Here is a 25,622-nt window from a genome sequence, read left to right on the forward strand (position 1 = left end):
CCCCCACGGCAACCGGATTCTCCGGGTTGCTACTCCAATCACTCCAACTCCCAGCATAAAGCTTCACGTTCTTAAACCCCGCGCTTTCCAGCGCGATCACGTTCGGCGTCGCAGTCACACCCGACCCGCAGTAAACGATAATCTCATCGTCCTGCTGCAATCCTGCAAAACGCTCAAGCTGCGCCTCAACTGGCTTCAAAGCGCCGGCTTCCTCAAAGCCGTCCTTCCAGAAGCGGTTCACCGCGCTTGGAATATGTCCAGCAACCGGGTCGATTGGCTCGACCTCGCCACGATATCGCGGAGCCTCGCGGGAATCGATGATGGTAACATCATCGCGACCAATCCGCTCCCGCACATACGTTGCATCCACCACAATTCCTTCTTGCACCTGAGGCGTGAATTGCAACGCCTTAACATTCGCAGGAGCCTCTGACGACACTGCCTCGCCTGCCGCCTGCCAAGCAGCAAAGCCACCAACTAAAATAGCTGTATCCCCATCATGACCCAGCCATTTCAGCAGCCACAGCAAACGCGATGCCATAGCACCGCCTTGATCGTCATAGGCGACGACCATCGTCTTATTGCCTACCCCAATCCAGCCAAGCTTGTCCGCCAACTGGCCTGGTTCAGGCAATGGATGGCGTCCGCCACGGCCGCCGGGTTGTTTTGGGCCCGACAGATCCCGCTCCAAGTGGAGATAGAACGCGCCTGGAATATGACCCGCTTCATAAGCCGCTTCGCCTGCCGATGGATCATTCAATAGAAAACGGCAATCTGCGATGACGATTCTGTTTTCCCCTTTTGTTTTCGCCGCTAATTCTTGTACTGTAATATATTGCACCATATCTAAACCGTCTCCTCTACACCATTATTTATGTACAATTACACCCAAGCATCGTTCGCATAACCGCGTTCTTCCCAATAGCCGACATGCTCGCCTTCGATCAGCTCAATCCGGTTGAGCCACTTGACCGATTTGTACGCATACATCTTCGGCACGATCAGCCTCACGGGTCCGCCGAGATCGCTCGGTATCGGCTTCCCGTCATGCAGCACGGCGATCATGACATCATCCAGTGCCGCCTGCTCCAGCGTCAGCGTATCCGTATACACACCGTCACCAGAGTAGAACTTCACGGTCTTGGCAGCCTGTTGAACGCCCGCTTCCCGCAAAAAATCCTTCAGCAGAATGCCTTCCCACGTATTGCTGTAAACCGACCAGCCCGTAACGCAATGAAAATCACTCACCTGCACCTTGCGCTTAAGCGCCACGAACTTCTCCCAGTTCCACTTCATAGGCTTGTCTACGAGACCGTCGATGGTAAAAGACCAATTATCATTGTTGAAGGTCGGGATTGGCGTAACCGTATATATTCGAAAATTACCCCGTGCCCCTCCACCACTTGGCAGCAGCGATGCAGGCAGCGGCTCCGGCGGCGGAGCAAGATGGTTGCCGTCTCTCGCTACGATCTCGTCAATGGAGCCTCCTCCAAGGCCTGATCCGAGCGATTTCCCCAGCCATTGCAGAAACGAAGGTCCTATCACGACGGCAAGCCCGGCGCCGATTGACCATTTAATAACAGTACGCCGGCTATATACTGCCTGCGGCCCCGCCGCAGGATGAATGCCACGCTGGCCTGCACCCGTAACTTCTCCACCAGAAGCCGTCGATTCGTCACGAATCGTCCGTCGCTGCGGCTCTTTGAGCCATTTTGCCCGAGTTATGGAGTGGTAAATAATATAAGGCAGTCCGATCCATGTCAACAGGTCATGCACGACGAGAGCAGCATTGGCCCAAGCCGGGCCGACAGCCCGAAACTGCCAGAGCAGCACCCCGGAAATAAACCAGCCAAGAAGCAATCCCAGCACCACCAGCACATTGAACCGCTGCCATGGCTTTTCCCTCAGCTGCTTCCAATGCTTGCCCGCCAGCAGCAGATAGTAGATAACTGGCATAATCGAAGCGATACCGACAACGATGTGCAGTCCCTTTAGCCATACGCGGCCTTCGCCTAGAATGCCTCTCCAGAAGCCTCCGAGCAGTACCAATCCGGATATGGCCAAAATCACGACGATCCAGCCGTTCCATGCATGCAGTCTTACGAGCTTCTTCCCATACCCTTTGCGCAGTTTAGTCAGCCCATTCATCGTATGTTCGCTCCTCTCCGCCTCCGTGGCGGTGACCTGCTTTTCTTCCCTTATTATAGCAATCCCGCTGAACGACGAACAACCCTGCCACGAGGCAGGGTGTTCCTTGAGCCGTCAAGCTGTCCGCATCATACACAACCTCTACCGGGTCAAAACAACCGGCCCCGCTTCAGTAATCGCTACCGTATGTTCAAACTGCGCCGACAGGCTGCCGTCGAGTGTTCTCGCCGTCCAGCCGTCCATCCCGATATATACGCTTGCATCGCCGATTGTCACAATCGGCTCGATCGTAATGACCATACCCTCGCGAAGCCGCTCTCCCCGGCCAGCACGCCCGCCAGACTTAGCCTGAGGCAGCTCCGGCTCATGCAGCAGCCGTCCAATGCCATGGCCGACAAAGCTCGTAATGACCTTATAACCTGATTGTTCCGTGCATTGTTGGATGGCATGGCCGATGTCTCCGAGCCTTTTGCCCGGAACCGCTTCCGCTATGCCGCGGCTAAGCGCCAGCTTCGCCACCCGCAGCAGTCTTGCCGTCTCTCGCGTGGGTGCGCCGATCGCATACGTCCACGCCGAGTCCGCCTTCCAGCCATTCACATCCGCCACCATATCGATAGTGACGATATCTCCCTGAGACAGAGGTACCATGTCGGGAAAGCCATGGCACACGACCTCATTAACCGAGGCGCAAATCGCATAGGGATAGCCCTTATACCCTTTTTGAGCAGGAACAGCTCCCCGCTCCAGCAAGAAACGTTCAGCAAACCGGTCGATCTCAAGCGTTGTGACTCCGGGAGCGATTCGTTTGGCAATCGCTTTGTGGCAGGCGGCTAATATTTGCCCTGCTTTTCGAATGGACCGGATCTCGTCCTTGGACTTCAATTCCATCGCCATGTGAGGCATCCCCCCTATGATCACCCTATTCGGGAAGGAGACGGAACATAACACGGAGTGGTATCTATTTTGTGAAAAAAGGAAAAACAAAAAGGCCCTACATCTATATTGCCACAGATGTAAGACCGTTATTATCCTGCTGTTATCCGACCGAGGAGTTCAATTTGTCCATCTCATCCTCAACCAACATCGTCAGTTCATCCTCGTACCCGCCAGTAATCCGGTACTTGCGAATATAATCGCGTACAAATTTACGCGGATCCTTCGGTTGAAAGATTCTCGTGAGTTCCTTCAGGCTTTCCTTGACCTCATTCTGGCTATGCTTCGCCATGAAATCTCCTCCCCTATACGTTGGATGGTCGTCCTAAATAACAAAATCCGAGAACGGATGCGGCTCTCACACCGCAAAACCCCCGATCGGTGCAGGCAACTCCATGGTGAATGAGTCACAATGTTTGCATTTTTCTTACTATTATAACATTTCAGAACCGAATGCGAAAGCATTCAATTGTAAGTCCTGTCCAGAGTATCTAAATCATTGCTTTAGCTCGTCGGCAGAAACCTTGTCCTCCTGCGGTGCAACGCGTGCGTTTATCGGAGGCGGGATATCAATCGCAGTTGGGGATGAGGACAAGCTCTTCTCCTTGTAGAACATCCGCAAATACGCAAAAACACCAATAACAGCAACCAATATTCCAAATGCTAGCATAATATATGTTACCCAGCTGTTAACCATATCTCCGCCTCCTTTCCTACCATGTTTATCGGCTTTTACTGTTTTGAATTTCAGTCGTTCGAAAAATTATCACGCTTCCATATATAGGTTAGATTATAGCTCAATTGGATATATTTGGGCAACCGTACGTTCGTATCATTTATTGGACAAATTATTTCGTTTTTGTAACAATGCGGTACGTGCCGCTGCCCCACGCAATGAGCCGATCGTCCTCATCTTTGACAAAAGCTTGAAGTGTGATCGTCCGCCCGATCCGGTGTATAATCTCTCCCTCGCATCTTAGCGGGCCTGCCTTGGCACTCTCTAGAAAATGCGTATTCAGCGTGGCCGTCACCGTCTTCTCATCCCGGCAAGCAAGCATAATCGCCAGCCCCATAGCATTGTCCAGAAGCGACATAAGTACGCCCCCGTGCACAATGCCGAGCAAATTGAGATGACGCCGATCCGTTACCATACTAATAATGGCTTTGCCGGCTTCCGCGTGGATGATCTCGCAGCCCAGCTCTCCCCAGAAGGAATCCTCGGCCCGTTCCGCAAGCATGGCTAAAAAGTTAGCCGGGTCGGCATACTGCTTCTGTTCATACCCTTCCTCCACCGACACGCGCATTCCCCCTTAGCTTCGTCAACTCCGCTTCTCTGTATCCGTATGTTCCTCCTCCAATAACTTGCGCTTCAGCACTTTACCGATCATCGTCTTGGGCAGGCTGCTCCTGAATTCATATACATGCGGAACTTTAAAAGCGGCAAGCCGCTCCCTGCACCACTGATCCAATTCCTCCGGCGACACCTCCGCCCCTTCTTTGCATACGATAAAAGCTTTTACCGTTTCCCCGCGATAGGCGTCTTTCACGCCGACAGCCGCAGCCTCCATAACGGCAGGATGCTCGAAGAGCACCTCCTCGACATCACGCGGATAAATGTTGAAGCCACCCGCAATAATGACGTCCTTCATCCGGTCTACAATGGTGAAAAAGCCTTCCTCGTCCATCGCCCCCAGATCACCGGTATGGAGCCAGCCTCCTCTTAACGCATACGCCGTTTCCTCCGGATGGTTCCAATATCCCTTCATCACCTGCGGTCCCCGAATAACAAGCTCGCCAATTGCGCCCACCGGTAAAAAATCGCCCTCGGCATTAACAATCGCCGCTTCCGTATCCGGGAAAGGCAGGCCGATCGTGCCGATTTTGCGCTTGCCCCAGATCGGATTCGCATGTGTCACCGGCGAAGACTCCGTTAAGCCATAGCCTTCAATCAGACGCCCGCCCGTCATCTCTTCAAAACGATCCTGCACCTCAAGAGGCAATGCCGCAGAGCCGCTGATACATACCTCGATGGAGGACAGATCGCTGTGGACGGCAACTTTATGGTTGATGAGCGCGACATACATCGTTGGAGCCCCTGGGAAAATCGTCGGCTTCAGCCGGTCGATCGCCTGCAGCACCGCCGGAACCTCAAAGCGAGGAAGCAGCAGCAACGACCCTGCCTTCATTACCGACATGTTCATTAACACCGTTAATCCAAATACATGGAAAAGCGGCAGCGCCGCCAGGAATTTCTCCTCGCCATCCTTCGCTTTATAGCACCAAGCCGCCGTCTGCACTGTGTTGGCCACGAGATTGCGATGCGTCAGCATAACGCCCTTCGGCGTTCCCGTCGTGCCGCCGGTATATTGCAGCAGCGCAAGGTCGTCTCCAGTTGTGTCTGTAACGACCGGCAGTGCGGAGCTTGCTCCAAGCAACCTTTTATACGCGACAATTCCTAGACTGCCGTAAGGAATATCGGCTCGAAAGCCTTCTTTGCGCTGCTTGAGCGGATAGAGCAGATTTTTCGGAAAAGGCAGGCCGTCCTTGATTGAAGTAACGATGACATGACGCAGCTTCGGCAGCGGCCCCGTCTCTGGATGCTCGCCGCGCACCCGCGCCAGCCGGGCATAAAACAGATCGGCGGTTATAATCGCGCTTGCACCGCTATCGGACAGCTGGTGCTGCAGCTCGCGCTCGACATACAGCGGATTCGTCTGAACGACTACAGCGCCAAGCAGCAGGACGCCAAAATAAGCAGTTACCGCTTGCGGACAATTCGGCAGCATAATCGCGACGCGGTCCCCTTGGCTGATTCCTAGGGAAATCAGACCATTCGCCAAGCGGTTTGCATCTTGAAGCAGGCTGCGGTAGCTGATCGACTTGCCCATGAAGTAAATCGCTTCATTGTTCGAATAGTTCTCGGCCGCCTTCGTCAGCAGGCAAGCAATGCTGTGGTTCGGGTAATCCAGTGAAGCCGGGATTTCCTCAGGGTAGCTGCCCAGCCACGGCCGCGGGCGTTCCTCGGACGAGGGGGCTTGGGGTTCGGTCTGGCTCTCGGCCTCATGCTCATTTGTAAGCTGGGGTTCTGCTTGCTCAGGTTCTGTCTCAGCTTCCGGTTCGCTTGCAATTTGGACTTCTTCTTTAGGCTCAGCTGCCGGGTCATTAGAAAGCTCGGGTTCTTCTTGTGGCTCATGCTCAGGCTCATGGGCAAGTTGAGAATCCCCGTCGCCAGGCTCAATCTCCGGTACATGTTCATGCTGGAGTACTGCTTCTTGCTCTTGTTCTTGCTCTTGTTCTTGCTCTTGTTCTTGTTCTTGCTCTTGTTCTTGTTCTTGCTCTTGTTCTTGTTCTTGCTCTTGTTCTTGCTCTTGCTCTTGTTCTTGCTCTTGTTCTTGTTCCGGCACATTTAAGATCTCGGGTTCTGACTCCGCCTCTAGTTGTGCCCCGGGTGCAAGCTCAGATTCTGCGGGCACTATTCCGTTTTCTGCTTGAAGCTCAACCTCCTCTTGCTCAGACTCCAACCCGGCCTCATTTTCGAGTATGGGCTCGGTTTCCGGTCCAGCCTCGGATTCGAGCTCCTGCTCGGCAGGCTCGATATCGGATTCAGATTCACCCTCGTTTGAGAAAATTGGACTAACTTCGAGCTCGGGTTCCGGTTCGATTGTTGCTTCAATTGAGACGTCTGCCGTCTCGGTGGAGGAGCCAGCCTCTACCGGCTGCTCCGTCTCCGTATTCTCCTCCTGGGAAGACAATGTCTGTTCATCGGGTGCGGATTGATTCGGCTCCTGCCGATTTTCGGGTACAAGCGGCCGTTCCGGTTTTGACGGATCCATAAAGCGTTCCCCCTCCTACACAATGTATTGCTCCCCTCGAATGACGCGGGCGGCAATTTCCCTTTTCTTCGCTACGTTGTCGGCCAGCGGAGCCCGCATCAGCTTTTTCAACACGGACAACTGCATTTGCAAACCGTCGCCACGCTCCAGTGCAGCAAGGGCCAGCTTGGCGTAAGACTCAATGCGATCCATTGCCTCCTGAACGAAAACCTCCGTCATCTGTATCGCGTTTTCGGTGCGCGGCGTGATGGCAATCGCAGCAGTGGCTGCCGCCGCAACACCTGCCGCGCCTTCCTGAGCCAGCTTTTTCGTACGCAGCAGCGCACTTTCAGCGGCAAAAATCTGAATCATAATATCCGCCATCGCACAGAGCACCTCTTGCTCCTGATCCAGCCTCGTTCCCAGCTTCTGCACAGCCAGCCCTCCAACAGCGAGGAACGCTTTTTTCGCTTGAGCGATTCGATACGTCTCCTTCGCCAGCGGCTCATCAAAGGCTGGTACTGGCAGCGGCTGGAGCAGCTCGCCTTGCAGCGCTTTTGCTTTTTGCAGGAGAGGTATGTCGCCCTTTAGCGCTTTTTTGAGGAGTGTGCCCGGTATGAGCATCCGGTTGATCTCATTCGTCCCTTCAAAAATCCGGTTAATCCGCGAATCGCGGTAAATCCGCTCCACCTTGTATTCACGGATGTAGCCGTAGCCTCCGTGGATTTGAACCCCTTCGTCAGCGACAAAATCCAGCGCCTCAGAGGCAAACACTTTTACGATGGAGCATTCGATGGCATACTCGCTGATCGCTTTTGCCGCCAGCACTCCCGCGTCAGGTGAATCGGCCTCCGCTTCCGTCGTTTGGAGCGTACCGTCGATCCAGCCTGCCGTGCGATACACCATGCTCTCCATAACGAAAGTTTGAATGTTCATATCGGCCAGCTTCGCACCGATTAACGGGTAGGATGAAATCGCGCGTCCAAACTGCTGCCTCGTATTGGCATATCGGGAAGCGAGCTCAATCGTTTCTTTGGCTGCGCCTAGACAGCCCGCCCCCAGTTTAAACCGACCTATATTGAGAATGTTGAAGGCGATATGATGCCCTTTGCCGATTTCGCCGAGCACATTTTCAACGGGTACCGCCACATCCTCAAAATAAAGCGGACATGTCGACGAAGCTTTAATGCCCATCTTGTGCTCCTCAGGACCAATGCTGAACCCCGGCGTATCCCTTTCCACAATGAACGCGGTAAAAGCTTCCCCGTCCACCTTCGCATACACGATAAACACATCCGCAAAGCCTGCGTTCGTAATGTACAGCTTGGAGCCGTTCAATAGGTAATGCTGGCCGTCGGCCGAGAGCTTCGCTGTCGTTTTTGCGCCAAGCGCATCGGAGCCGGAAGCCGGTTCTGTCAGACAGTAGGCGGCGATCAGCTCGCCAGTAGCCAGCTTAGGCAGGTAGCGGCGCTTTTGTGCCGGAGTACCGAAAAAGACGATCGGCAGCGTGCCGATGCCCGTATGCGCACCTACCGACAATGCGAAGGAAGAAGCCCGCGCCAGCGTCTCAGATAGGAGTGTTGTACTCACCTTATCCAGTCCGAGGCCTCCGTAGGCTTCCGGCACATCTGCTCCAAGGAGCCCCAGTTCGCCCGCCTGCCGCATCAGCTTCACCGTCAAACCATAGTCCAGCCCTTCCAGCTGCTCGTCATGCGGCGCGATCTCTCCTTCGGCAAACTCTGCCGCTGCGCGCGCCATCATGCGCTGCTCCTCGTTGAAATCCTCAGGCGTCACCGTCGCCGAAGGCAAAGCATCTTCTACGACAAACCGGCCGCCAAATCGCTTTTTATCCGTCATGCCGCCAATCTCCCTTCCCCTTGCAGATATAAGTCCTTCGGATTACCTATGGATAGACTTCGAACAGCCCGGCCGCCCCCATACCGCCGCCGATGCACATCGTCACAACGCCAAGCCCCCCGCCCCGGCGCCTGAGTTCATGGATGAGCGACACTGACAGCTTCGTCCCCGTACAGCCCAACGGATGTCCAAGCGCTATCGCGCCGCCGTTAACGTTCACCTTGTCGGGATCGATGCCGAGCTGTTCGATAATGGGCACACATTGGGCCGCGAATGCTTCGTTTAGCTCGAACAAATCAACCTCTCCCAGCTCGACACCTGCTTTCGCTAACGCTTTGGGCACCGCCTCAATCGGGCCAATGCCCATCACTTCCGGCGCAACACCCGCAACGCTGAAAGAACGGAGCGCAGCTAGCGGCTGCAGCCCAAGCTCCCGGGCACGCGCGCGGCTCATAACGATCACCGCTGCAGCTCCATCGCTCATTTGCGAAGCATTGCCTGCCGTTACCGTACCTTCGCGGGCAAAAGAAGGCTTGAGCGACGCCAGCGCCTCCGGTGTCGTATCAGGTCGGACACCCTCGTCCGTGTCAAAAGTGATCATGCTCTCCCACGGCCGCCCCGCCTCGTTCACGCCCGATCGGCGAGCCGTCACCGGCACGATCTCCTCTTTGAAGCGGCCATCCTGAATCGCAGCAGCCGCCTTGCGGTGGCTGGACGCTGCAAAAGCATCCTGCGCTGTGCGGCTCACGCCATAGCGGCGGGCTACTTCCTCGGCAGTGTGACCCATGCCCATGTACACCTCCGGCATCGAATCGACGATGCCGGGATGCGGCGCCATCTTGAAGCCGGTCATGGGTACATGGCTCATGCTCTCCACACCTCCGGCGGCAATCACTTCCGCTTCGCCAAGCCGGATACGCTCGGCTGCATAAGCAATCGCCTGCAGCCCCGAAGCGCAAAACCGGTTGACCGTGACCGCCGGCGTCGTCACGGGAAAACCCGCATACAGCGAGATAACCCTCGCCATATTCAGTCCCTGCTCACCCTCCGGCATCGCGCATCCGATAATGACATCCTCCACTTCCTCCGCCGCAAGCCCCGGAGCCCTCTCCAACGCGGCCCGCAGTACGGCCCTCCCCAGATCCTCCGCCCTCGTATCGGCAAGGCTCCCCTTCTTCGCCTTGCCGACCGCCGTTCGTACTGCCGATACGATTACCGCGTCACGGTCATCCTCGGCAAATCGCTTGCCCGCCGTCCCCATCGGCCTTCCCCTCCTTTGTTTCAAGCCCGTTTAATTCAACTGCACAAACTCGTTATCCCACGTTGATCGGGAGCTCGTCGCAGCGTTTTCGCACGAATAAAACTAACTAATCACTTCGCGCTAGTAGCTGCTGGCAGATCAGTAACCTCAACCGCACGCCTCATTAACTGCTAGCAGAACAGTAATCTCATCCCGCGAGCGCCGCACTGTCTACTCAAAATGCAAAAGTGCAGGCTGATTGCCTCAAAACGACCGTTTTTGCTGCTCAAAATGTAAAAGTGCAGGTGAATTGGGCTAAAACGTCGTTTTTGTGCCCAATCCAGCCAAACAAACTGCAGATTTGCATTTTGAAGCCCGATACGGCCTCCAAACGGCAAATCAAAATGTACTTTTGCAGTTTGTGCGGTCCCCGTACCGTTAAGCGCAGCGATCAGCCGATTGAAAGTTACTTTTAAGGAAAGCTATCGAGTTCCGTCTAGCAATCTGTGCTTTCCCCACACGAACGAGCCCATCCAACTAATTCCGCAGCGGCTTGCCGGTCGCGAGCATATGGCTCATCCGCTCTTGCGTTTTGAGTTCGCCGCAGAGGCTGAGGAACGCTTCGCATTCCAGATCGAGCAAATATTGCTCGCTCACCTCCGCGCCCGGCGCAGCGTTGCCGCCGGCCACCACATGGGCCAGCTTGGCGCCGATCAAGGCGTCATGCGCGCTCACTTGCCCGCTGAGCTGCAAGCTCTGCACGCCAAGCTGCAGCACAGCCCTGCCCTCGCGGCCGGCCACGCGGACGCGCTTCTCCTGCGGCGGTGCATAGCCCGCCCGGTCCAGCTCCAGCACCGCCCGCTTCGCCTCGGCAATCCGCGCGTCCTGCCGCGCGATAACCCGGTCCTGCGGGCGTCTCAAGCCGATGCGGCCAACGTCATAGCCGCTCGTGGAGGTTTTTGCAAGCGCTAACGTCTCAAATAGCGCGTTCAAATGCGGCTGGAGCTCGCCGCCTTCTGCTCGCTGAGCAGCCAGCACAGCCGCTTCCTTCGAGCCGCCTCCCGCCGGAATGAGTCCAACTCCGGTTTCCACCAGGCCGAAGTATGTCTCCGGCGAGTAAATGATTTGATCCGCCGGCAAGCAGGCTTCGACCCCGCCGCCCAGCGTCATCCGGTGCGGTGCGGCCACGACGGGACGATCGAGTCTTTTTAGCCCCAGCATGCTGGATTGGAAGAGCCGGATAATATCCTCGACTTCCTCCCAGTCGCCGCTCTGCGCCTCCATGAGCAGCAGCATCAGATTCGCGCCGACACAGAAATTCCGGCCCTCATTCGCAATGACGAGCCCCCGCCAATTACGGCTTACTTCGTCAGTGCTCCGCTGAATCGCCGTCAAAATATCGCCGCCAATCGCATTGTTCGGCGAGTGAAACTCCAGGCAGACGACCTCATCACCTAGGTCGATTAAGCTCGCGCCGGAGGTACTCAGCACCGTACGTCCGGATTCTTTTAACGCTGCTAATGAAATATCGTCTGCACCCTGCTCCTCCTCTGCGAATTCATAACGACTGTCCGAGCGGGCTGCTGCGTAGAACCTTTTGGCGACAGTACCTTGTGGCGAACCAGCTTCAGGAGCGGCACTCCGGTAAAAGCTTTCATTGCCCGCCTCCAGCCATTGAAGCACCCAGCCCGGCACCTCATCGCCTTCATCGCGCATACGCTGCACGGACCTCCGAAGTCCGATCGCATCCCATAGCTCAAAAGGTCCCAGCTCCCAGTTGAAGCCCCATTTCATCGCCCGATCGATCTCTACGATGGAATCGGCAATGACGCCGGTCAGCTTCGCGGAGTAAAGCAGCGTCCGCTTGATCGTCTGCCAAGCAAACAGCGAATACCGGCTGCCCGGCTCGGCCGCCAGCAGAGCCTTCGCTTTGCCCGCCGCGCCTTTTGCCGCCTTAGCCGCATCGATTACAGTAGAGCTGACCTGCTTGCGCGGCCCATAGTCCATTGTCTGCAGATGAAGCGATTCGATCTCGCTCCCACCGCCTGCAACCCTCTTCTTCCTATAAAAGCCTCCGCCCGACTTCTCTCCAAGCCGCCCCGATGCAACCAGCGCCTCCAAGACCGGGGGCCGGGCGAACACGGCAAGCTCCTCCGTGTCGCTGCTTCTCTCCCGAACGTTATCCACGACATGCAGCAAGGTGTCGAGCCCGACGATATCCAGCATGCGAAATGTCGCCGTCTTCGGCCGACCCATCGCCGGGCCTGTCAGAGCGTCTGCTTCCTCCACAGTGAGTCCGTAGCGCAGCACCTCTTCCAGCGTCACAAGCATGCCGTATGTGCCGATTCGATTCGCTATAAAATTAGGCGTATCCTTGGCCAGCACGACGCCCTTGCCGAGCCTTTTCTCGCACAGGTCCGTCAATTTGCCAACGACAGCGGGGTCAGTATCCGTCGTTGGCACAACCTCTACCAGCTTCATATACCGTGGCGGGTTGAAGAAATGCGTCGCTGCAAAATGTCTCCGGAACTCCTCACTCCTCCCTTCCGCCATCGCCGCAACGGACAGCCCTGACGTATTGGTCGTGACAAGCGTTCCGGGCTTTCGAACCTTCTCGATCTGCTCGAACAGGCTTCGTTTCACATCCAGCCGTTCCACCACGGACTCAACGATCCAATCGGCATCCGCGAGTCCGGCAAGATCATCCTCTAAGTTGCCTGCCGTAATCCGTTCGGCAAAAGCAGCGTCATACAAAGCTGCAGGCTGCGCCTTTCGCAGCCGCTGCAGCGCGTTCTGTGCGAGACGATTGCGCACCTGTGTATGATGAAGCGTCAGCCCGATCCGCTCTTCTTCCTCTGTCAGCGACCGGGGAATAATATCGAGCAGCAGCACCTGCATGCCCGCATTCGCAAGGTGGGCCGCTATTCCCGCCCCCATAACGCCGGAGCCGATAACCGCAGCGCGGCGCACCGATTCCGCACGATGATTCGACATAAGCACCAACCCCTTTTCTCGAAAACAATTCTGTTAAACTTCCAGCCCTTCGCGAATTCTAACTCTCTCTCGGCTATAACTCTGAGCTCCTTGACACTCTCCCGTTATGTCTACCTACTCCCTAACCCACTCAGTCCAATGCCCAAATACTCCGCTTAGCCAGCCTCTCTACCTGCCTTCTGAGCCGAACACGCTTGCCGCCAACAGCTCCGCCACGTCGCGCGCCGACACCCGTTCATCGGCCTCCAGTGACTTCAATCCATCCTCCATCATCGTTAAGCAATACGGGCATGCCGATCCAATAACGGAAGGCCTCACCTCCAATGCCTGCGCCGTACGCGCGATGTTGACCCGGACGCCGCTTTGCTCCTCCATCCACATCAATCCGCCGCCCGCTCCACAGCACATGCCGTTAGCCCGCGAACGCGCCATTTCCTCCAGTTGAACGCCGGGTATCGCTTTCAACAATTGGCGCGGTGCGTCGTAAACCTCGTTATAGCGCCCCAGGTAGCAGGAGTCATGGTAGGTGACTCGCTCCTTCAGCGCATGTTGAGGCTCCAATCGGCCCGCGCTAAGCAATTCAGCCAGCAGCTCGGTATGATGTTCAACTACGACAGAATCCGGAAGTCCAAAATCGGGATAATCCTTTTTAAAAGCGTTATAGGTATGCGGGCAAACGGTGACGATACGGGTGATGCCATATTTCGCAATGGTCGCAATGTTCTCGCGGCATAGCTCTTGAAACAACAGCTCATTCCCGATACGTCTCGCCGTATCGCCTGAGCTTCGTTCCTCCAGCCCCAGTGTCGCAAACGATACGCCCGCCCGGTCAAGCAAACGTACGACATCGTAGAGCACCTTGCGGCTGCGCGTATCGTAGGCGCCCATGGAGCCCGCCCATAGCAGCACTTCCGGCACAGCAGCCTTAACAGCAACAGCAGCGCCCTTCTCTTCCATCCCGGTAGACTCCGCAACCCGCAGCGCCGCTTCCTTTCTGAACTCCTGCATCGTTGGCACCCGCACGCCGGTGCGGCTCTCGCATTCCTCAATCCAAGCCGCCCGTTCTGCACGGGGCAGTCCCCACGGATTGCTCTGACGCTCGATATTCTGAAGCGCCCGTTGGCCGTCAGCCGGCAGCTTACCGTCCATCAGTACGAGATAACGGCGCATATCGATAATTTTGTCGACATGCTCGTTGCCGACGGGGCACACCTCCTCGCAATTGCGGCAGGTTGTGCAAGCCCACAGCTCCTCCTCGGTCATAACGTCGCCAATGAGCTCGGCGTCCTCCGCTTTTAATCCCGCCCGTACGCTCCATGCTTGCGCTTGCGCGGCCATCGTTGGTGCGATGGAAGTCACGCTGCCCTCGAAGCCGTCCTCCCACACCGGGAGCGACGCTCCCATCGTATGCGCCCCCGCTATCCTTCCGCCCATCGCCTTAGGAATCCACGGCGACTTGGACGTAATCGCCGCCCCCTTTTCCGTCAAATGATCACGAAGCTTCACCATCAGATGCATGGGCGACAGCAGCTTGCCGGTATTCGATGCCGGACACACATTCGTACAGCGGCCGCATTCGACGCATGCGTATAGATCAACCAATTGCTTTTGCGTGAAATGCTCCACCTTCCCCGCGCCAAAAGCTTCCGCCTCTTCATTCTCCAAATCCAGGGGGGACAGCTTGCCGACTGGCGCTCTGCGGTGAAGCCATAGATTGACCGGCCCCGTTAGCAAGTGAAAATGTTTAGACTGCGGCACATAGACGAGAAACGACAGAAGCACAAGCAAATGCAGCCACCAGAACAGCTCGTATCCGATAACTGCGGCCAAGCTCCCAATAGAAACGCCTAGCGCACCGAGTCCATCAGCCAATAAAGCAGATATCGGCGCGTACTTTTCGGCAACGAGATGCACGGACGCATTTGTCACACTTGCCGTACCCGTACCCGCCGCACCTAAACTCGCCAGCCGTTCAAACGCCAGCGTGAACAGCACCGTCACCATCAGACCGCCGATAAACCATAGAACGAGCGAAGGCTTCCAGCCTCTTTTCAGCCGTGGAAGACGCTCCACATAGCGGCGAAAGCCGCCGTATAGTACAGCAAGCAGCACTAGCGATACCGTCAGCTCCTGGCTCCAGGCGAAGCCGTCGTAGTAGGGAAACGGAATAGGATGTCCGCTTAGTTTTTTCCAGATGAGATCCGCTGCGCCGAATTGAAGCACGATAAAGCCGTAAAAATAAATCAAATGCATAATCCCGCTTCTTACATCGTGAAGCAGCTTGCGATGGCCCAGCACCTGCCCGGCAAAGGACGGCTTTCGCTTCTTCCTCTCCCGTATGTCCCCTTCTTTGTTGCCTGGCAGCCAGTCAAGCTTCACCGGCACGCCGAGCCCTATGTACAAGGCCCGCCTCCGCACGACAGCCGCGGATGCCAAACCCGCAACCGCTACCGCAGCAGCAAAAGCTATCCATCTAGCCAACTCCGCCCCATGCTCAGCGAGCCAATTCAAAGCTGCCGACATATTTTTCGCCCCCTTTCCCTCCGCCTGATTCGGACAAGCTTTAATAGCGCTTTCATTAAGCCGCAGTGCTCCATGTATATGAGCCGAAGAACGCGAACATGCCGCCGGGGCGACAGCCTTAGAGGGTCTATTTCGGCGTTTCCGCTCATATCGTAGCACTGATGGGAAGTCCCATAAGCCGAGCTGTTACACCACTTTCACATCAACGGGGGAGGAATGGAGCTGCATGCTCAATATCGCCGTTCTACTTAAACAAACATTTGATACGGAGGAAAAAATAGTCGTCACGCCGGACGGCAGCATTTCGAGCGGAGAGGCGAAGCTCGTCATTAATCCTTATGACGAGTACGCTTTGGAGGAGGCGCTGCGCCAGCGCGAGCTGCATGGCGGAAAGGTGTATGTCATTACATCGGGCCCAGAAAAGGCCGAAGAGGCTTTGCGGACAGCCCTTGCCATGGGCGCAGATGAAGCGGTCCGCTTGGAAAGCGAAGGCAGCACTCTGCTGGCTGGGGGCGACAGCCACACGATTGCGGCAGCGCTTGCCGAAATCCTGCGCCCGCTTGCGCCGGATCTCGTGCTGGCGGGACTCTTCGCCGTAGACAGCGGTTCGGGCAGCGTTGCGCTTCAGGTCGCAGAGCGGCTTAGCCTGCCGCATGCTTCGGCGGCGGTCAAGCTGGACATTGCCGGAGCGGAGGGCGCTGCCGCTTCTGGCGCTATCCCGGCAGGAGCGAAGACAGCCGAGCGTTTCGCCATCGTGGAGCGAGACGTAGAAGGGGACACCGAGACCGTCGCCATTCCGTTGCCTGCACTCGTCACCGCTCAGCAGGGCTTGAACGAGCCACGCTACCCTTCGCTGCCAGGCATTATGAAGGCGAAGAAAAAACCGCTCGTCCGCGTCAATCCAGCCGATTTCGGCAACGAGTGGCTAACGGCGGCGGCAGCAAGAACGGTGCGGACAGCCTTATTCCCGCCGGAGCCGCGGGCAGCTGGCAAACGGCTCCCAGGCTCGCCTGCCGAGCAGGCCGCGGCGCTGACGCAGCTGCTCCAGACTGCCGTAAAATTGGGTTAGCAGCTTTCGAACTCTAAATCTATCGTCCTATAAAACCCATCCGGGAGGAGATGAACATTCGCAATGGCTAAAACGATTCTCGTATTTGCCGAATGCCGTGATGGCAAATTACGCCGTGTCGCTCTGGAAGCGCTAGGCGCAGCGCGGCTTCTTGCTGGCGGCGACGGCGAGGTGCATGCCGTCCTTGCCGGCTCCGGCGCAGTGTCCGGGGAAGCGGACGCGCTTGCCGTCCGCGGGGCGGACGTCGTGCATGTCGCCGACGATTCCGCCCTGCAAAGCTATGCGCCTGAGGCGTATCTCGCCGCTATAGGCGCAGCCATCGATGCCGTGCAGCCGGATGCGCTGCTGCTCGGCCATACCGCTGCGGGGCGCGACTTAGCTCCGCGCCTCGCTGCCAAATACAACGCCGGCCATATCGCCGACGTGACCGCTATTGACGGCGCAGGCGATGACGCCGTCTTCACGCGCCCGCTCTACGCCGGCAAGGCGTTGGAGCGGCGCAGCTTCGCCGCTGCCGCCGCTGCTGCAAACACGGGCGGGCCATCGGTCATCACGATTCGCCCGAACAATTTGCCGCCGGCGGAAGCGATTGACGGTGGCCGCCAAGGCACCGTGCAGCCGCTGCCGTTCACGGTGCCCGCGCTCTACACCGCCGTACGCTCGCTTGTGCGCCGCACCGGCGGCCAGCTCGATCTCGCCGAGGCCGACGTCGTCGTCTCCGGCGGCAGGGGCGTGCGCAGCGCAGCGGGCTTCGAGCCGCTGCAGGCGCTCGCCGGCGTGCTCGGCGGCGCAATCGGCGCCTCGCGCGGCGCCTGCGACGCCGGCTATTGCGGTTATGCCCTGCAAATCGGGCAGACCGGCAAGGTCGTGACGCCGCAACTCTATATCGCCTGCGGCATCAGCGGCGCGATTCAGCATCTGGCTGGCATGAGCCAGTCGCGTGTCATCGTCGCCATTAACAAAGACCCCGACGCCCCCATCTTCGGCGTTGCCGATTACGGAGTGGTCGGGGACCTGTTCGAGGTCGTGCCGCTGCTGACCGCTGAGCTGCAACGAACGCTGGCTTCGCCCGAAGCCTAACTATAATTACCAGTGTTCGCATGCGATTCTTCATGCCGCTAATCCTTCACTCCATTAATACTAAATGTCCGTAATCGCAACAAAAAAAGCAGCTCCGCAAGGTCTTCTCCACCAGACCTCACGGTGCTGCTTTTTGCACTTATCACCAGATCTCCCACGCCCGATACCACCATTTCCCTATAGAACCCCCTACTTGGTTCTGGTATCGTCTAAATTGGACTACTCGTATAGAAAGAGGTATCACAGCAATGAAGAAATCGCTTTTCCTGGTTCTTGTTCTATCTTTAGCTTTGTTCTATCCGCTCCATTCGTCGTCCATCGAAGCGGCCGAGGCCAATCCCCTGGATTTGTATAATCCCACAGATATCGAAGGGCATTGGGCCAATGCGCAATTAGAAAACTTCGTAAGCGCCGATTTATTGAAGGGCTACACTGATCCCAAAGGTAATATGACCCTTCAACCAGAAGCTCCTGTTACCCGCGCGGAATTCACTGCTATGTTGGTACGTGTACTGGACTTAAAGAGTGAGGACAACAGCGTCACCTTTGCCGACGTCCAACCGGGCAGCTGGTATGCCGAGCCGATTCGAGTAGCAGCCGCTTTAAATATTGCGAATGGCGTTGGCGGCAATCGATTTGGGCCTAACCAGATCATTACGCGCGGCGAGATGACCGTGCTCGTCGTTCGAGCTTTTCAATCCTCGATTTCATTCGAAGGCAAAGCGGTAGACTTTTCAGATGTACCGAACTATTTCGCAAGGCCTTTTATTCAGCAAGCTAGCCAAGCGGGCATTATTCAAGGCAGCAGCGTATCCATGTTCCGGCCTTTTACGAATGCCAAGCGCGCCGAAGCCGTCGTGATGCTGCAGAGAGCATTGGATTTGCAAAAAGGCGCTTTGCCTCAGGACAGTCAGCTCACGCAGCCGGTTCTGGACTCAGAAGAGCAGGAGCTGCAAATCTTTAAGGACAAAAACTTCGACCAGCTTGACGATGCTTTTGCGAAATTTTACACCGGCTATTACTTGACGATCAGCAATGCTTACGCCTCGGATGTCGTCAAATGGACCAAACAGGGCTACGGGCTCAAAATGGAAAAAGCCGTTGAACAAAAGCTGCGTGTATTGCAAAAGACCGACCGCTTCGCAGCTGTAGAGTCGACCGGCGGCAGCTATAAAATTACGATGACCGATGGCGACAACCAATCGGTAGAGACACAGTCGAATGAAGGCGTCTATCTGCTTAAAAAGATGACCGGCGACGCGTGGAAAATTTACGCCTTCTACACAAGCGAAAGTGCAAATCCCGGCAGCTAGCCAAAAAAGACAAAAGACAGTTTCGATAGGGGCCATAACGCCTTCCTCTCGAAACTGTCTTTTTTTCATCCGTGCTATCTTCTCATGCTTGCCTAAGCGAAGTCCGGCCGAATCTCCCGGATACAATCCGGCGATTCATACGCTTCGTCGCCAATTGCGTTCGTGACCGGATAAGCGCGCATTTGATAGGGCTCCAGCGGCTCCAGATGCTTGCGCAGCGACCGGTAATCCTGTACGCGCGGATTAAGCCAGTCCTCAAGCCCTTCCTCATCGAGCACGATCGGCACACGAGGCTGCCATTGCGACATTGCACCCGAAGACGATGCGGTCAGCATCGTAAAAGCCCGAACCAGCTCACCGCTGTAATTGCGCCACTCGTCATAGAAGCCTGCAACGCCAAGCAGCCGCTGCTGCGGCACAACGATATGCATCGCCCGCGGCTCCTTCTCTTTGCCGACCTGCTGCCAGCCGAAAAATCCGCTGCACGGCACGACGCACCGCTGTCTGCGCAGCATCCGGTCAAAGAAACGTTTGTCCGACAGCGTCGCCGTATCGGCGTTAAGCGAATCTTTGGCCCAGAAGGGAAACAACCCCCATCTTGCGTCATGCATCGTGCGCTGCTCCCACTTATCGTTCATCACGATGGACACCGTTTGCGTCGGCGCAACGTTGAACCGGTTCGTATAGCAATGAAGCAGCTTCTTAATTTGGAATGCCTCGACCATATCGCCGACATCCGCCGTAATGGAATACCGTTCAATCATGTTAGCCCAGCCCCTTCTGCTTTCCTCTGTTTCAAGTATTTGCATAAAATGGGCTGGGCTATTCGTTAGTTTGTAAAACGTTTGCGGAAACGCAGCGGCGGCATACCCGTCTGTGCAGCGAACAGCCGCGAGAAATGCGGAGTTTGCCGGAATCCGGTCTCTTCCGCTATCTTAGCAATCGTCCAATCTGTCTTAATAAGCAGCAGCTTGGCCTGATCGAGACGGTAATACAGCAAGTACTGCTGCGGCGTGCAGCCGAACACCTCCGTCATGCAGCGGGTAATGTAGTTCGTGTGCAGCTGAAGCGCCTCGCTAAGCATCGTATTGGTAATGACGCTGCGGTAGTTCATCTTCAAATAAGCGGCGGCACGTTCTGCGACAGATACACCTGCTCGGGCTGCATCTGAGCGCCAGCCTTCATCCAGCATTTGCAGCAGATGAAGAAAGCGCTGCTGACGTTCCCAGAAGGCGCCATGCGAGGAGCTGCTCGCGGCCTCATGCAGTTGCGAGAAGATCAGCTTCGCTTCGTCCGGGAAGGACAGATGCATTTTTTTCGGCAGACGAATGGCGTAGGTGTAGTAATCGCCTCTTAGCGACCCCGTATGGCTTCCTTCGGTTTCCTCCCAGGCGCCAACGGTCTGGAAATGCACCCAGTCGAATGTCGTCTCCTCCGTGCAAGGTTTGAACGAGCAATGCCAGCGGTCCGGACGAAGAATGAGCACGTCACCCGGCTTTAATGTCCATTTATTGTTCTCCTCGGCGATATACAGGGAGCCTTCCTGTACGAAGAGCAAGTCGAACACGCCAATATTGCTCCGGTTCGGATGCTCCTGCCCAGCGGTGTAGGTTCTGCGGTTCGATTCTATGAAAAATGGCAGCGGCGGCGAACGAAAGGTTAGCAGCAAGTCCTCTTGCAATGATTATCTCTCCCTATAGCTGTAAACTCCGGGGTTTCTAGCGATTGTTAATCTCTGAAAAATAGTCCCGATCTCACGCTTCAATCTTAAATCTACTGCCATGTTACATAAATCGTCACCGTTTGTCTACAAGACTCGACAATCCTCCTATTTCTCCCTTCCATTACGCCAAAAACCTCATCTAAAATGGAAAAAATCCGCATTATGAACGACATGAGTCCGTTCAAATGCGGATTTCTTATTTTCGAAACCAACTATGCTTGAAGAGCTTCGGCTACCTGCCGTCCGAGCGCCTTGCACGTTTCCTTCTCATCCCCGGACGGACTATACTCCACTTTGAGCCCTTCGGCTACAATTTCAGCACCAAGCGCTTTCAGCTTCTCTTCAATAATATCGACCGATGCGCAAAAGATCGGATATGACGAATCGCCGGAGCCAAACGCCGCCGCTTTTCGCCCGGCCAGATTAAGACTGTCCATGTCCTCGTAAAAATCGAGAAATTCATCCGGCAGCTCCCCGTCGCCCCAGGTATAAGCTCCAATTATGATACCGTCATAGGTCAGCAGCTCTTCCGGTGAAGCGTCGAATGCTTCCTTCGCCACGACCTCCGCGCCAGCCTCTTTCGCTCCTGCTGTGATGGACTCCGCCATCTCTTCCGTATTCCCAGTCAAGCTTGTGTACAGCACGATAATTTTCGGCAACAGCCTCTCTCCCCTCGCACCCGTATTTATAGGTTATAGCTGTGGCTGTACGTCCAGCGTCTGAATACCGTTGAACAACGTCGCCATATAAAATTGGCCGCCCTGCAGATCGACATCCGTCACCGGGAAGCCCAGCTTTACCGAGAGCAGCATCAGCCTTTCTTTGATATAACCAAGCCGGAACAAGCCATGGTCGGTGCATACGTATATTTCTTTATTGAAATTTTTTATGCCGAAAATAAAATGATTGCCAAACCGTATCCGGTCGAATTGGCCTTTCTTATCACCGACCAACAGCTCGCCCTTATCGCTTGAGCCCAGCAAGTGCCCGCGGAATACGCTCAGACTGGTTACCGCCCGATTCAGCTCAAACTGCGCCCAACTGTCCATAAAGCGGTCGTATAGCGATATTCCCTGATCATGGCCGACTATGAGATATTGAGGCAGGTTAAGGAAATCATAGACCCGTCTATCGGTACATGAGGATTGCTCCCATTTGTCCTGCGTATGTATCCATAGTCCGTATTCGGTGGCTGCATAACCCGTACCGCCCAGCAGCCGATATTGATAGCACGGCACTGCCAGTCCCGTGTCCGACCATTTGCCGTTATCGAATTGGAACAAGCCATAGTTCGTACAAGCTTGAAGAAGTCCGCTATGCATCTGGAGCCGGTTTGTATTGGCCTGCTCTGGCATCCCTGCGCTCAGTTTCTCCCATTGGCCTGAACCGCTAATTTCATAAATACCGTGGCCCGACGAAGCCGCATAGAGAGATTCCCCTGCTGCTATAATCGAAGAGAACGGAAACAGCATCCAGTTCCATGGGCGCCCTGTCTCCGTGCTGCCAAGCTGCTCGCTTTTATCGTAGGAATGCTCCTTCATAACTGCATCAACTCCACCCGGTTCAAGCTTGCAGCGCTCTTGTGGTCAAGTCCATGGAGAGCCGCAAGTGTTTGCACTCTCTCCGCGGGGGACAGCTGAGCCTCCGAATTGTTCATGCGTTTATAGGTTAAGGCGAGCAGTGCCGATTGTTTCTTTTTGAGAACCATTTCGTACAATAATCCCATTTCCGCTTCCTCCTGTATCTATGTGACAACTGAGCGTTGTTATATTTTTGATTAATGTAAACAACAGATTTATAGACTGCCGCTGTATTCGTTCGTACCGCAGCAAGTGAGTCGTTGCAACATGAGGTTAATTAAGCTATATTAATTGATAATGATTATCACTTTCGTATTTATGATAACCATTCTCAGTAAAAGTGTCAACCACATTATTGACATCCGTTTACTTGAAGCCGGCTTCGCTAAACTAAATGGTTTACCATTACTATTTACCATTCAAAATACTTGCAGCGAATTTGTTTTCGCTAATAGCGAAAGCGATGCGCTAATTCCTTAGCCGCAACCTTCATGTTCCATCCAGAAAACGTACAACGAACCTGATTCGCTATTTTGCGAACTTCGTTTCGCTTTTTTCAGCGTTTTGAGCCATCTTTGAGCACGCTCCTCACCATAACGAAGCTAGCTTCGCTATCCGTGAACCTAGGTTCACGGATAGCGAAATTAAGTTCGCTGTAGGCTGAATCAGCCTCTATTGTTCTCCGCGCAGCGAACTTGACTTCGCTATTTTGCGAATCGGGTTCGCTGTAGCTTTGATCTGCTAATTTACACTCATACAGCGAATTTGTTTTCGCTAATAAAGAGAGCGATTCGCTAATTCCTTAGTCGCATCCTTCATACACCATCCAAAACATGCACAACGAACCGGATTCGCTATTTTGCGAACTTCGTTTCGCTTTTTCCAGCGTTTTGAGCCTGCTTCGAGCACGCTCCTCACCATAACGAAGCTAGCTTCGCTACTCATGAACCTAGGTTCACGGATAGCGAAATTAAGTTCGCTGTAGGCTGAATCAGCCTCTATTGTTCTCCGCGCAGCGAACTTGACTTCGCTATTTTGCGAATCAGGTTCGCTGCAGGTTTGATTTCATCTAATTTTCGCTAATAGAGAAAACAGTTCGCTAATTCTTTAATGGACACACTGCGCGCTCCATATAAACTGCCTACAGTGCACTTACTTTCGCTATCAGCGGAATCAGTTCGCTAATTCTTTGAGGAACACGCTTCACGCTCCATACAAACTGTGTGCAGCGCACCTATTTGCGCTATCAGTGGAATCAGTTCGTTCAGTCCGTTATTCCCTCTGGCGAACTATCCGAACTCCGTGCAGGTCTGACCGGCAGTCCAGCAACACGCAAAAAAGACGCCTCCAATTCATCATCGGAAGCGTCCTGCGTATTGCATATACCTTATTGTATATCCCGTTATAAGTTCACTTTCAGCCGGATCATGACTTTATCCGATTCGAAACGGACGTCGCCTACGCCGACAATGTCATCCGCGGACAAGCCAAGCGGAATGACGATTTTCTCCATCGAGCCATGCGGCAGCTTAACGCCTCGTACGCTCATCTGAATTGGCTCCAGCACAACGTTTGGCGCTTTCCAGACGAGCTTGTAGGTGACAAGCAGTCCAACCGGAATCTTGTCCCGGTAGGTTACGTTCAGATGCGCCAGCAGACGCTCGTCCTTCAGTTCAAAGGCCGCGCCGTTCAGCTTCATGTCGGGATAGATATCCTCCTGATTGCTGCCCATTTGCATTTTGAGCAAATTGTTGACGTCGGCTTCTGTCAGGACAAGCTCCGGCGACAGCCTTTTCACCATATCCAGCGCCTTGGCCTTGAGATCAATCGGCTCGTAGCGCATATCCAAATCCTGCTGAGGGGCGACGTAAGATTTCAGCCACAGACCGCCGCCCACGAGCAGTACGGCCAGTATGACAATTGTCGTCAGCAGCCGTTTGAAAAACTTCCCCATAGTGCCTCCTTCCCCGTCCATCAGACCAGCAGCCATCGATTTACACTGCATGTTCTGAACGAGGATGCTATAATGAATCATTCGTAGTTGTTAGCAACTGATAATTGAAGAGGTGATTGCACATGGAAGCTTCCTATGCTCCAAAAATCGGATTAGAAGAAATCGTTCACGCGCAAATGCATTTGAAGGATGTCATTACCCGCACTCCCCTCCAGTACAACCGTGTGCTCTCAGAGCGCTACGGCTGCACCGTACTGCTCAAGCGGGAGGATCTGCAAATCGTCCGTTCTTTTAAAATTCGCGGTGCCTATCATACCATGCGTTCTCTGGCTCCCGAAAAGCTTGCGTTCGGTGTCATTTGCGCCAGCGCCGGCAACCACGCCCAAGGCGTCGCTTACTCCTGCCAAACGCTCGGCATTCCGGGCAAAATATATATGCCTAGCACAACTCCGCGGCAAAAGGTGAATCAAGTATCGTTTTTCGGCGGCAGCTTCGTCGAGGTCATATTGACCGGCGATACCTTTGACGATGCCTATGCCGAAGCAGTCGCAGAGAGCAATCGCAGCGGAATGGCCTTTATTCATCCGTTCGACGACCTCAAAATCATCGCCGGCAACGGAACCGTCGGTCAAGAACTGATGGAAGCCGCAGAGACAGTTCCTGATTACGTGCTTGTGACAGTTGGCGGCGGCGGTCTCGCAGCCGGTGTCGCTTCCTATGTGAAAGCAGTGTCACCAACCACTCAAGTCATCGGAGTTGAGCCGGAAGGCGCTCCGTCCCTGCGTGAATCGCTGGATGCAGGAGAGGTTATCTCGCTGGATCAGATCGAGAAGTTCGTCGACGGCGCAGCGGTCAAGCGCGTAGGCGACATGACTTTTGCCATCTGCCGCGAACTGCTTGACGATGTCATTGCCGTTCCCGAGGGCAAAATCTGCACGACGCTGCTCGATTTGTATAACGAGAATGCGATCGTTGCTGAACCCGCAGGCGCAGTGCCGATTGCGGCACTAGAGCAATTGCGCGAGCAGATTGCCGGCAAGACGGTTGTCTGTGTCATCAGCGGCGGCAACAATGACGTCGACCGGATGCAGGAGATCAAGGAGCGTTCGCTTATCTATGAAGGACTCAAGCATTACTTCATGTTAAGCTTCCCGCAGCGCGCAGGCGCTTTGCGAGAATTCCTTGATGATGTACTTGGCCCGACCGACGACATTACCCGCTTCGAATATACGAAAAAGCATAATAAGGACAATGGGCCTTCCCTTGTTGGCATCGAGCTGAAGCATCGCGACGATTATGCCGAGCTGATCGGCCGTTTGCAGAAGAAAGGCATTCAGTTCGTCGAGTTGAACAAAGATCCTGTCCTGTTCAACCTGCTTATTTGATTCATTAAACC

21 protein-coding genes are annotated in these 25,622 nt (G+C 55.0%); 4 read left to right on the forward strand and 17 right to left on the reverse strand.

Translation table 11 applies throughout. From position 1 onward, the window contains the following. From IEX98_RS10100 to IEX98_RS10150, 11 genes are all read right to left on the reverse strand, one after another. Positions 1 to 844, reverse strand: an 844-nt coding sequence (locus tag IEX98_RS10100; RefSeq protein ID WP_188888850.1) for a sulfurtransferase, incomplete at its 3' end; no start/stop codon positions are given. A 38-nt stretch (positions 845 to 882) separates the two neighbouring features. Further along, positions 883 to 2,148: a molybdopterin-dependent oxidoreductase gene (locus IEX98_RS10105; RefSeq protein WP_188888852.1), complete on the reverse strand. Its 1,266-nt coding sequence runs from the start codon at positions 2,146 to 2,148 to the stop codon at positions 883 to 885. Between the two features lie 141 nt (positions 2,149 to 2,289). Further along, complete coding sequence (gene map / locus IEX98_RS10110) at positions 2,290 to 3,042, reverse strand: type I methionyl aminopeptidase (protein WP_188888854.1); 753 nt, start codon at positions 3,040 to 3,042, stop codon at positions 2,290 to 2,292. Between the two features lie 142 nt (positions 3,043 to 3,184). After that, on the reverse strand, positions 3,185 to 3,373 hold the full coding sequence (locus tag IEX98_RS10115; RefSeq protein ID WP_042168109.1) for a hypothetical protein: 189 nt from the start codon (positions 3,371 to 3,373) through the stop codon (positions 3,185 to 3,187). Positions 3,374 to 3,577: 204 nt separating this feature from the next. After that, on the reverse strand, positions 3,578 to 3,778 hold the full coding sequence (locus IEX98_RS10120; protein WP_188888856.1) for a hypothetical protein: 201 nt from the start codon (positions 3,776 to 3,778) through the stop codon (positions 3,578 to 3,580). Positions 3,779 to 3,929: 151 nt separating this feature from the next. Next, on the reverse strand, positions 3,930 to 4,379 hold the full coding sequence (locus IEX98_RS10125; protein ID WP_188888858.1) for a PaaI family thioesterase: 450 nt from the start codon (positions 4,377 to 4,379) through the stop codon (positions 3,930 to 3,932). 21 nt (positions 4,380 to 4,400) lie between these two features. After that, entirely contained in the window at positions 4,401 to 6,083 is a 1,683-nt protein-coding gene (locus IEX98_RS10130; RefSeq protein WP_229692101.1) for a long-chain-fatty-acid--CoA ligase, read from the reverse strand. A gap of 846 nt (positions 6,084 to 6,929) precedes the next feature. Then, positions 6,930 to 8,750 (reverse strand): acyl-CoA dehydrogenase family protein, encoded by a 1,821-nt coding sequence (locus IEX98_RS10135; protein WP_188888862.1) that lies wholly within the window; start codon positions 8,748 to 8,750, stop codon positions 6,930 to 6,932. Positions 8,751 to 8,796: 46 nt separating this feature from the next. Beyond that, entirely contained in the window at positions 8,797 to 10,011 is a 1,215-nt protein-coding gene (locus IEX98_RS10140) for an acetyl-CoA C-acyltransferase (RefSeq protein ID WP_188888864.1), read from the reverse strand. 516 nt (positions 10,012 to 10,527) lie between these two features. Next, positions 10,528 to 12,984, reverse strand: a complete 2,457-nt coding sequence (locus tag IEX98_RS10145; RefSeq protein WP_188888866.1) for a 3-hydroxyacyl-CoA dehydrogenase/enoyl-CoA hydratase family protein — start codon at positions 12,982 to 12,984, stop codon at positions 10,528 to 10,530. 168 nt (positions 12,985 to 13,152) lie between these two features. Then, the gene (locus IEX98_RS10150; protein ID WP_188888868.1) at positions 13,153 to 15,507 is read right to left on the reverse strand and encodes a (Fe-S)-binding protein; all 2,355 of its coding nucleotides are present in this window, start codon (positions 15,505 to 15,507) and stop codon (positions 13,153 to 13,155) included. 226 nt (positions 15,508 to 15,733) lie between these two features. On the opposite strand from IEX98_RS10150, the gene IEX98_RS10155 reads away from it, so the two are divergent. The 3 genes from IEX98_RS10155 (at position 15,734) to IEX98_RS10165 (ending at position 18,969) form a co-directional block, all read left to right on the forward strand. After that, a complete protein-coding gene (locus tag IEX98_RS10155; RefSeq protein ID WP_188888870.1) occupies positions 15,734 to 16,576 on the forward strand; it encodes an electron transfer flavoprotein subunit beta/FixA family protein in 843 nt (280 codons plus the stop codon). Positions 16,577 to 16,639: 63 nt separating this feature from the next. Then, entirely contained in the window at positions 16,640 to 17,656 is a 1,017-nt protein-coding gene (locus IEX98_RS10160; protein ID WP_188888872.1) for an electron transfer flavoprotein subunit alpha/FixB family protein, read from the forward strand. Between the two features lie 248 nt (positions 17,657 to 17,904). Continuing rightward, a complete protein-coding gene (locus IEX98_RS10165) occupies positions 17,905 to 18,969 on the forward strand; it encodes an S-layer homology domain-containing protein (protein WP_188888874.1) in 1,065 nt (354 codons plus the stop codon). 92 nt (positions 18,970 to 19,061) lie between these two features. On the opposite strand, the gene IEX98_RS10170 is transcribed toward IEX98_RS10165, so the two are convergent. The 6 genes from IEX98_RS10170 to IEX98_RS10195 all read right to left on the reverse strand — a co-directional run bounded on the left by IEX98_RS10170 (position 19,062) and on the right by IEX98_RS10195 (position 24,226). Next, complete coding sequence (locus IEX98_RS10170) at positions 19,062 to 19,733, reverse strand: SOS response-associated peptidase (protein WP_188888876.1); 672 nt, start codon at positions 19,731 to 19,733, stop codon at positions 19,062 to 19,064. Positions 19,734 to 19,798: 65 nt separating this feature from the next. Continuing rightward, positions 19,799 to 20,650 carry an AraC family transcriptional regulator gene (locus IEX98_RS10175; RefSeq protein WP_188888878.1) on the reverse strand — a complete coding sequence of 284 codons (852 nt, stop codon included), beginning with the start codon at positions 20,648 to 20,650 and terminating at the stop codon, positions 19,799 to 19,801. Between the two features lie 254 nt (positions 20,651 to 20,904). Next, on the reverse strand, positions 20,905 to 21,351 hold the full coding sequence (locus tag IEX98_RS10180) for a flavodoxin (protein WP_188888880.1): 447 nt from the start codon (positions 21,349 to 21,351) through the stop codon (positions 20,905 to 20,907). Positions 21,352 to 21,384: 33 nt separating this feature from the next. Continuing rightward, positions 21,385 to 22,233: a hypothetical protein gene (locus tag IEX98_RS10185; protein ID WP_188888882.1), complete on the reverse strand. Its 849-nt coding sequence runs from the start codon at positions 22,231 to 22,233 to the stop codon at positions 21,385 to 21,387. Then, positions 22,230 to 22,418: a hypothetical protein gene (locus tag IEX98_RS10190; protein WP_188888883.1), complete on the reverse strand. Its 189-nt coding sequence runs from the start codon at positions 22,416 to 22,418 to the stop codon at positions 22,230 to 22,232. The genes IEX98_RS10185 and IEX98_RS10190 overlap by 4 nt, the downstream gene beginning before the upstream one ends. A gap of 1,256 nt (positions 22,419 to 23,674) precedes the next feature. Continuing rightward, complete coding sequence (locus tag IEX98_RS10195) at positions 23,675 to 24,226, reverse strand: hypothetical protein (RefSeq protein WP_188888885.1); 552 nt, start codon at positions 24,224 to 24,226, stop codon at positions 23,675 to 23,677. A 122-nt stretch (positions 24,227 to 24,348) separates the two neighbouring features. On the opposite strand from IEX98_RS10195, the gene ilvA reads away from it, so the two are divergent. After that, positions 24,349 to 25,611, forward strand: coding sequence for a threonine ammonia-lyase IlvA (gene ilvA / locus IEX98_RS10200; RefSeq protein ID WP_188888887.1), 1,263 nt, complete (start codon positions 24,349 to 24,351; stop codon positions 25,609 to 25,611). Positions 25,612 to 25,622 lie beyond the last annotated feature (11 nt).

The sequence above is a fragment of the Paenibacillus radicis (ex Gao et al. 2016) genome (genome assembly GCF_014641555.1).
GTDB classification, from domain to species: Bacteria; Bacillota; Bacilli; order Paenibacillales; family Paenibacillaceae; genus Pristimantibacillus; species Pristimantibacillus radicis.

Coding starts and splice junctions, on each gene's coding strand:
- IEX98_RS10150 (WP_188888868.1), bottom strand. CDS start 15,507: ATGTCGGCAGCTTTGAATTGGCTCGCTGAGCATGGGGCGGAGTTGGCT.
- IEX98_RS10140 (WP_188888864.1), bottom strand. CDS start 10,011: ATGGGGACGGCGGGCAAGCGATTTGCCGAGGATGACCGTGACGCGGTA.
- IEX98_RS10120 (WP_188888856.1), bottom strand. CDS start 3,778: ATGGTTAACAGCTGGGTAACATATATTATGCTAGCATTTGGAATATTG.
- map (WP_188888854.1), bottom strand. CDS start 3,042: ATGGCGATGGAATTGAAGTCCAAGGACGAGATCCGGTCCATTCGAAAA.
- IEX98_RS10190 (WP_188888883.1), bottom strand. CDS start 22,418: ATGGGATTATTGTACGAAATGGTTCTCAAAAAGAAACAATCGGCACTG.
- IEX98_RS10135 (WP_188888862.1), bottom strand. CDS start 8,750: ATGACGGATAAAAAGCGATTTGGCGGCCGGTTTGTCGTAGAAGATGCT.
- IEX98_RS10115 (WP_042168109.1), bottom strand. CDS start 3,373: ATGGCGAAGCATAGCCAGAATGAGGTCAAGGAAAGCCTGAAGGAACTC.
- IEX98_RS10185 (WP_188888882.1), bottom strand. CDS start 22,233: ATGAAGGAGCATTCCTACGATAAAAGCGAGCAGCTTGGCAGCACGGAG.
- IEX98_RS10195 (WP_188888885.1), bottom strand. CDS start 24,226: ATGGGGAAGTTTTTCAAACGGCTGCTGACGACAATTGTCATACTGGCC.
- IEX98_RS10170 (WP_188888876.1), bottom strand. CDS start 19,733: ATGATTGAACGGTATTCCATTACGGCGGATGTCGGCGATATGGTCGAG.
- IEX98_RS10105 (WP_188888852.1), bottom strand. CDS start 2,148: ATGAATGGGCTGACTAAACTGCGCAAAGGGTATGGGAAGAAGCTCGTA.
- IEX98_RS10160 (WP_188888872.1), top strand. CDS start 16,640: ATGGCTAAAACGATTCTCGTATTTGCCGAATGCCGTGATGGCAAATTA.
- ilvA (WP_188888887.1), top strand. CDS start 24,349: ATGGAAGCTTCCTATGCTCCAAAAATCGGATTAGAAGAAATCGTTCAC.
- IEX98_RS10145 (WP_188888866.1), bottom strand. CDS start 12,984: ATGTCGAATCATCGTGCGGAATCGGTGCGCCGCGCTGCGGTTATCGGC.
- IEX98_RS10165 (WP_188888874.1), top strand. CDS start 17,905: ATGAAGAAATCGCTTTTCCTGGTTCTTGTTCTATCTTTAGCTTTGTTC.
- IEX98_RS10155 (WP_188888870.1), top strand. CDS start 15,734: ATGCTCAATATCGCCGTTCTACTTAAACAAACATTTGATACGGAGGAA.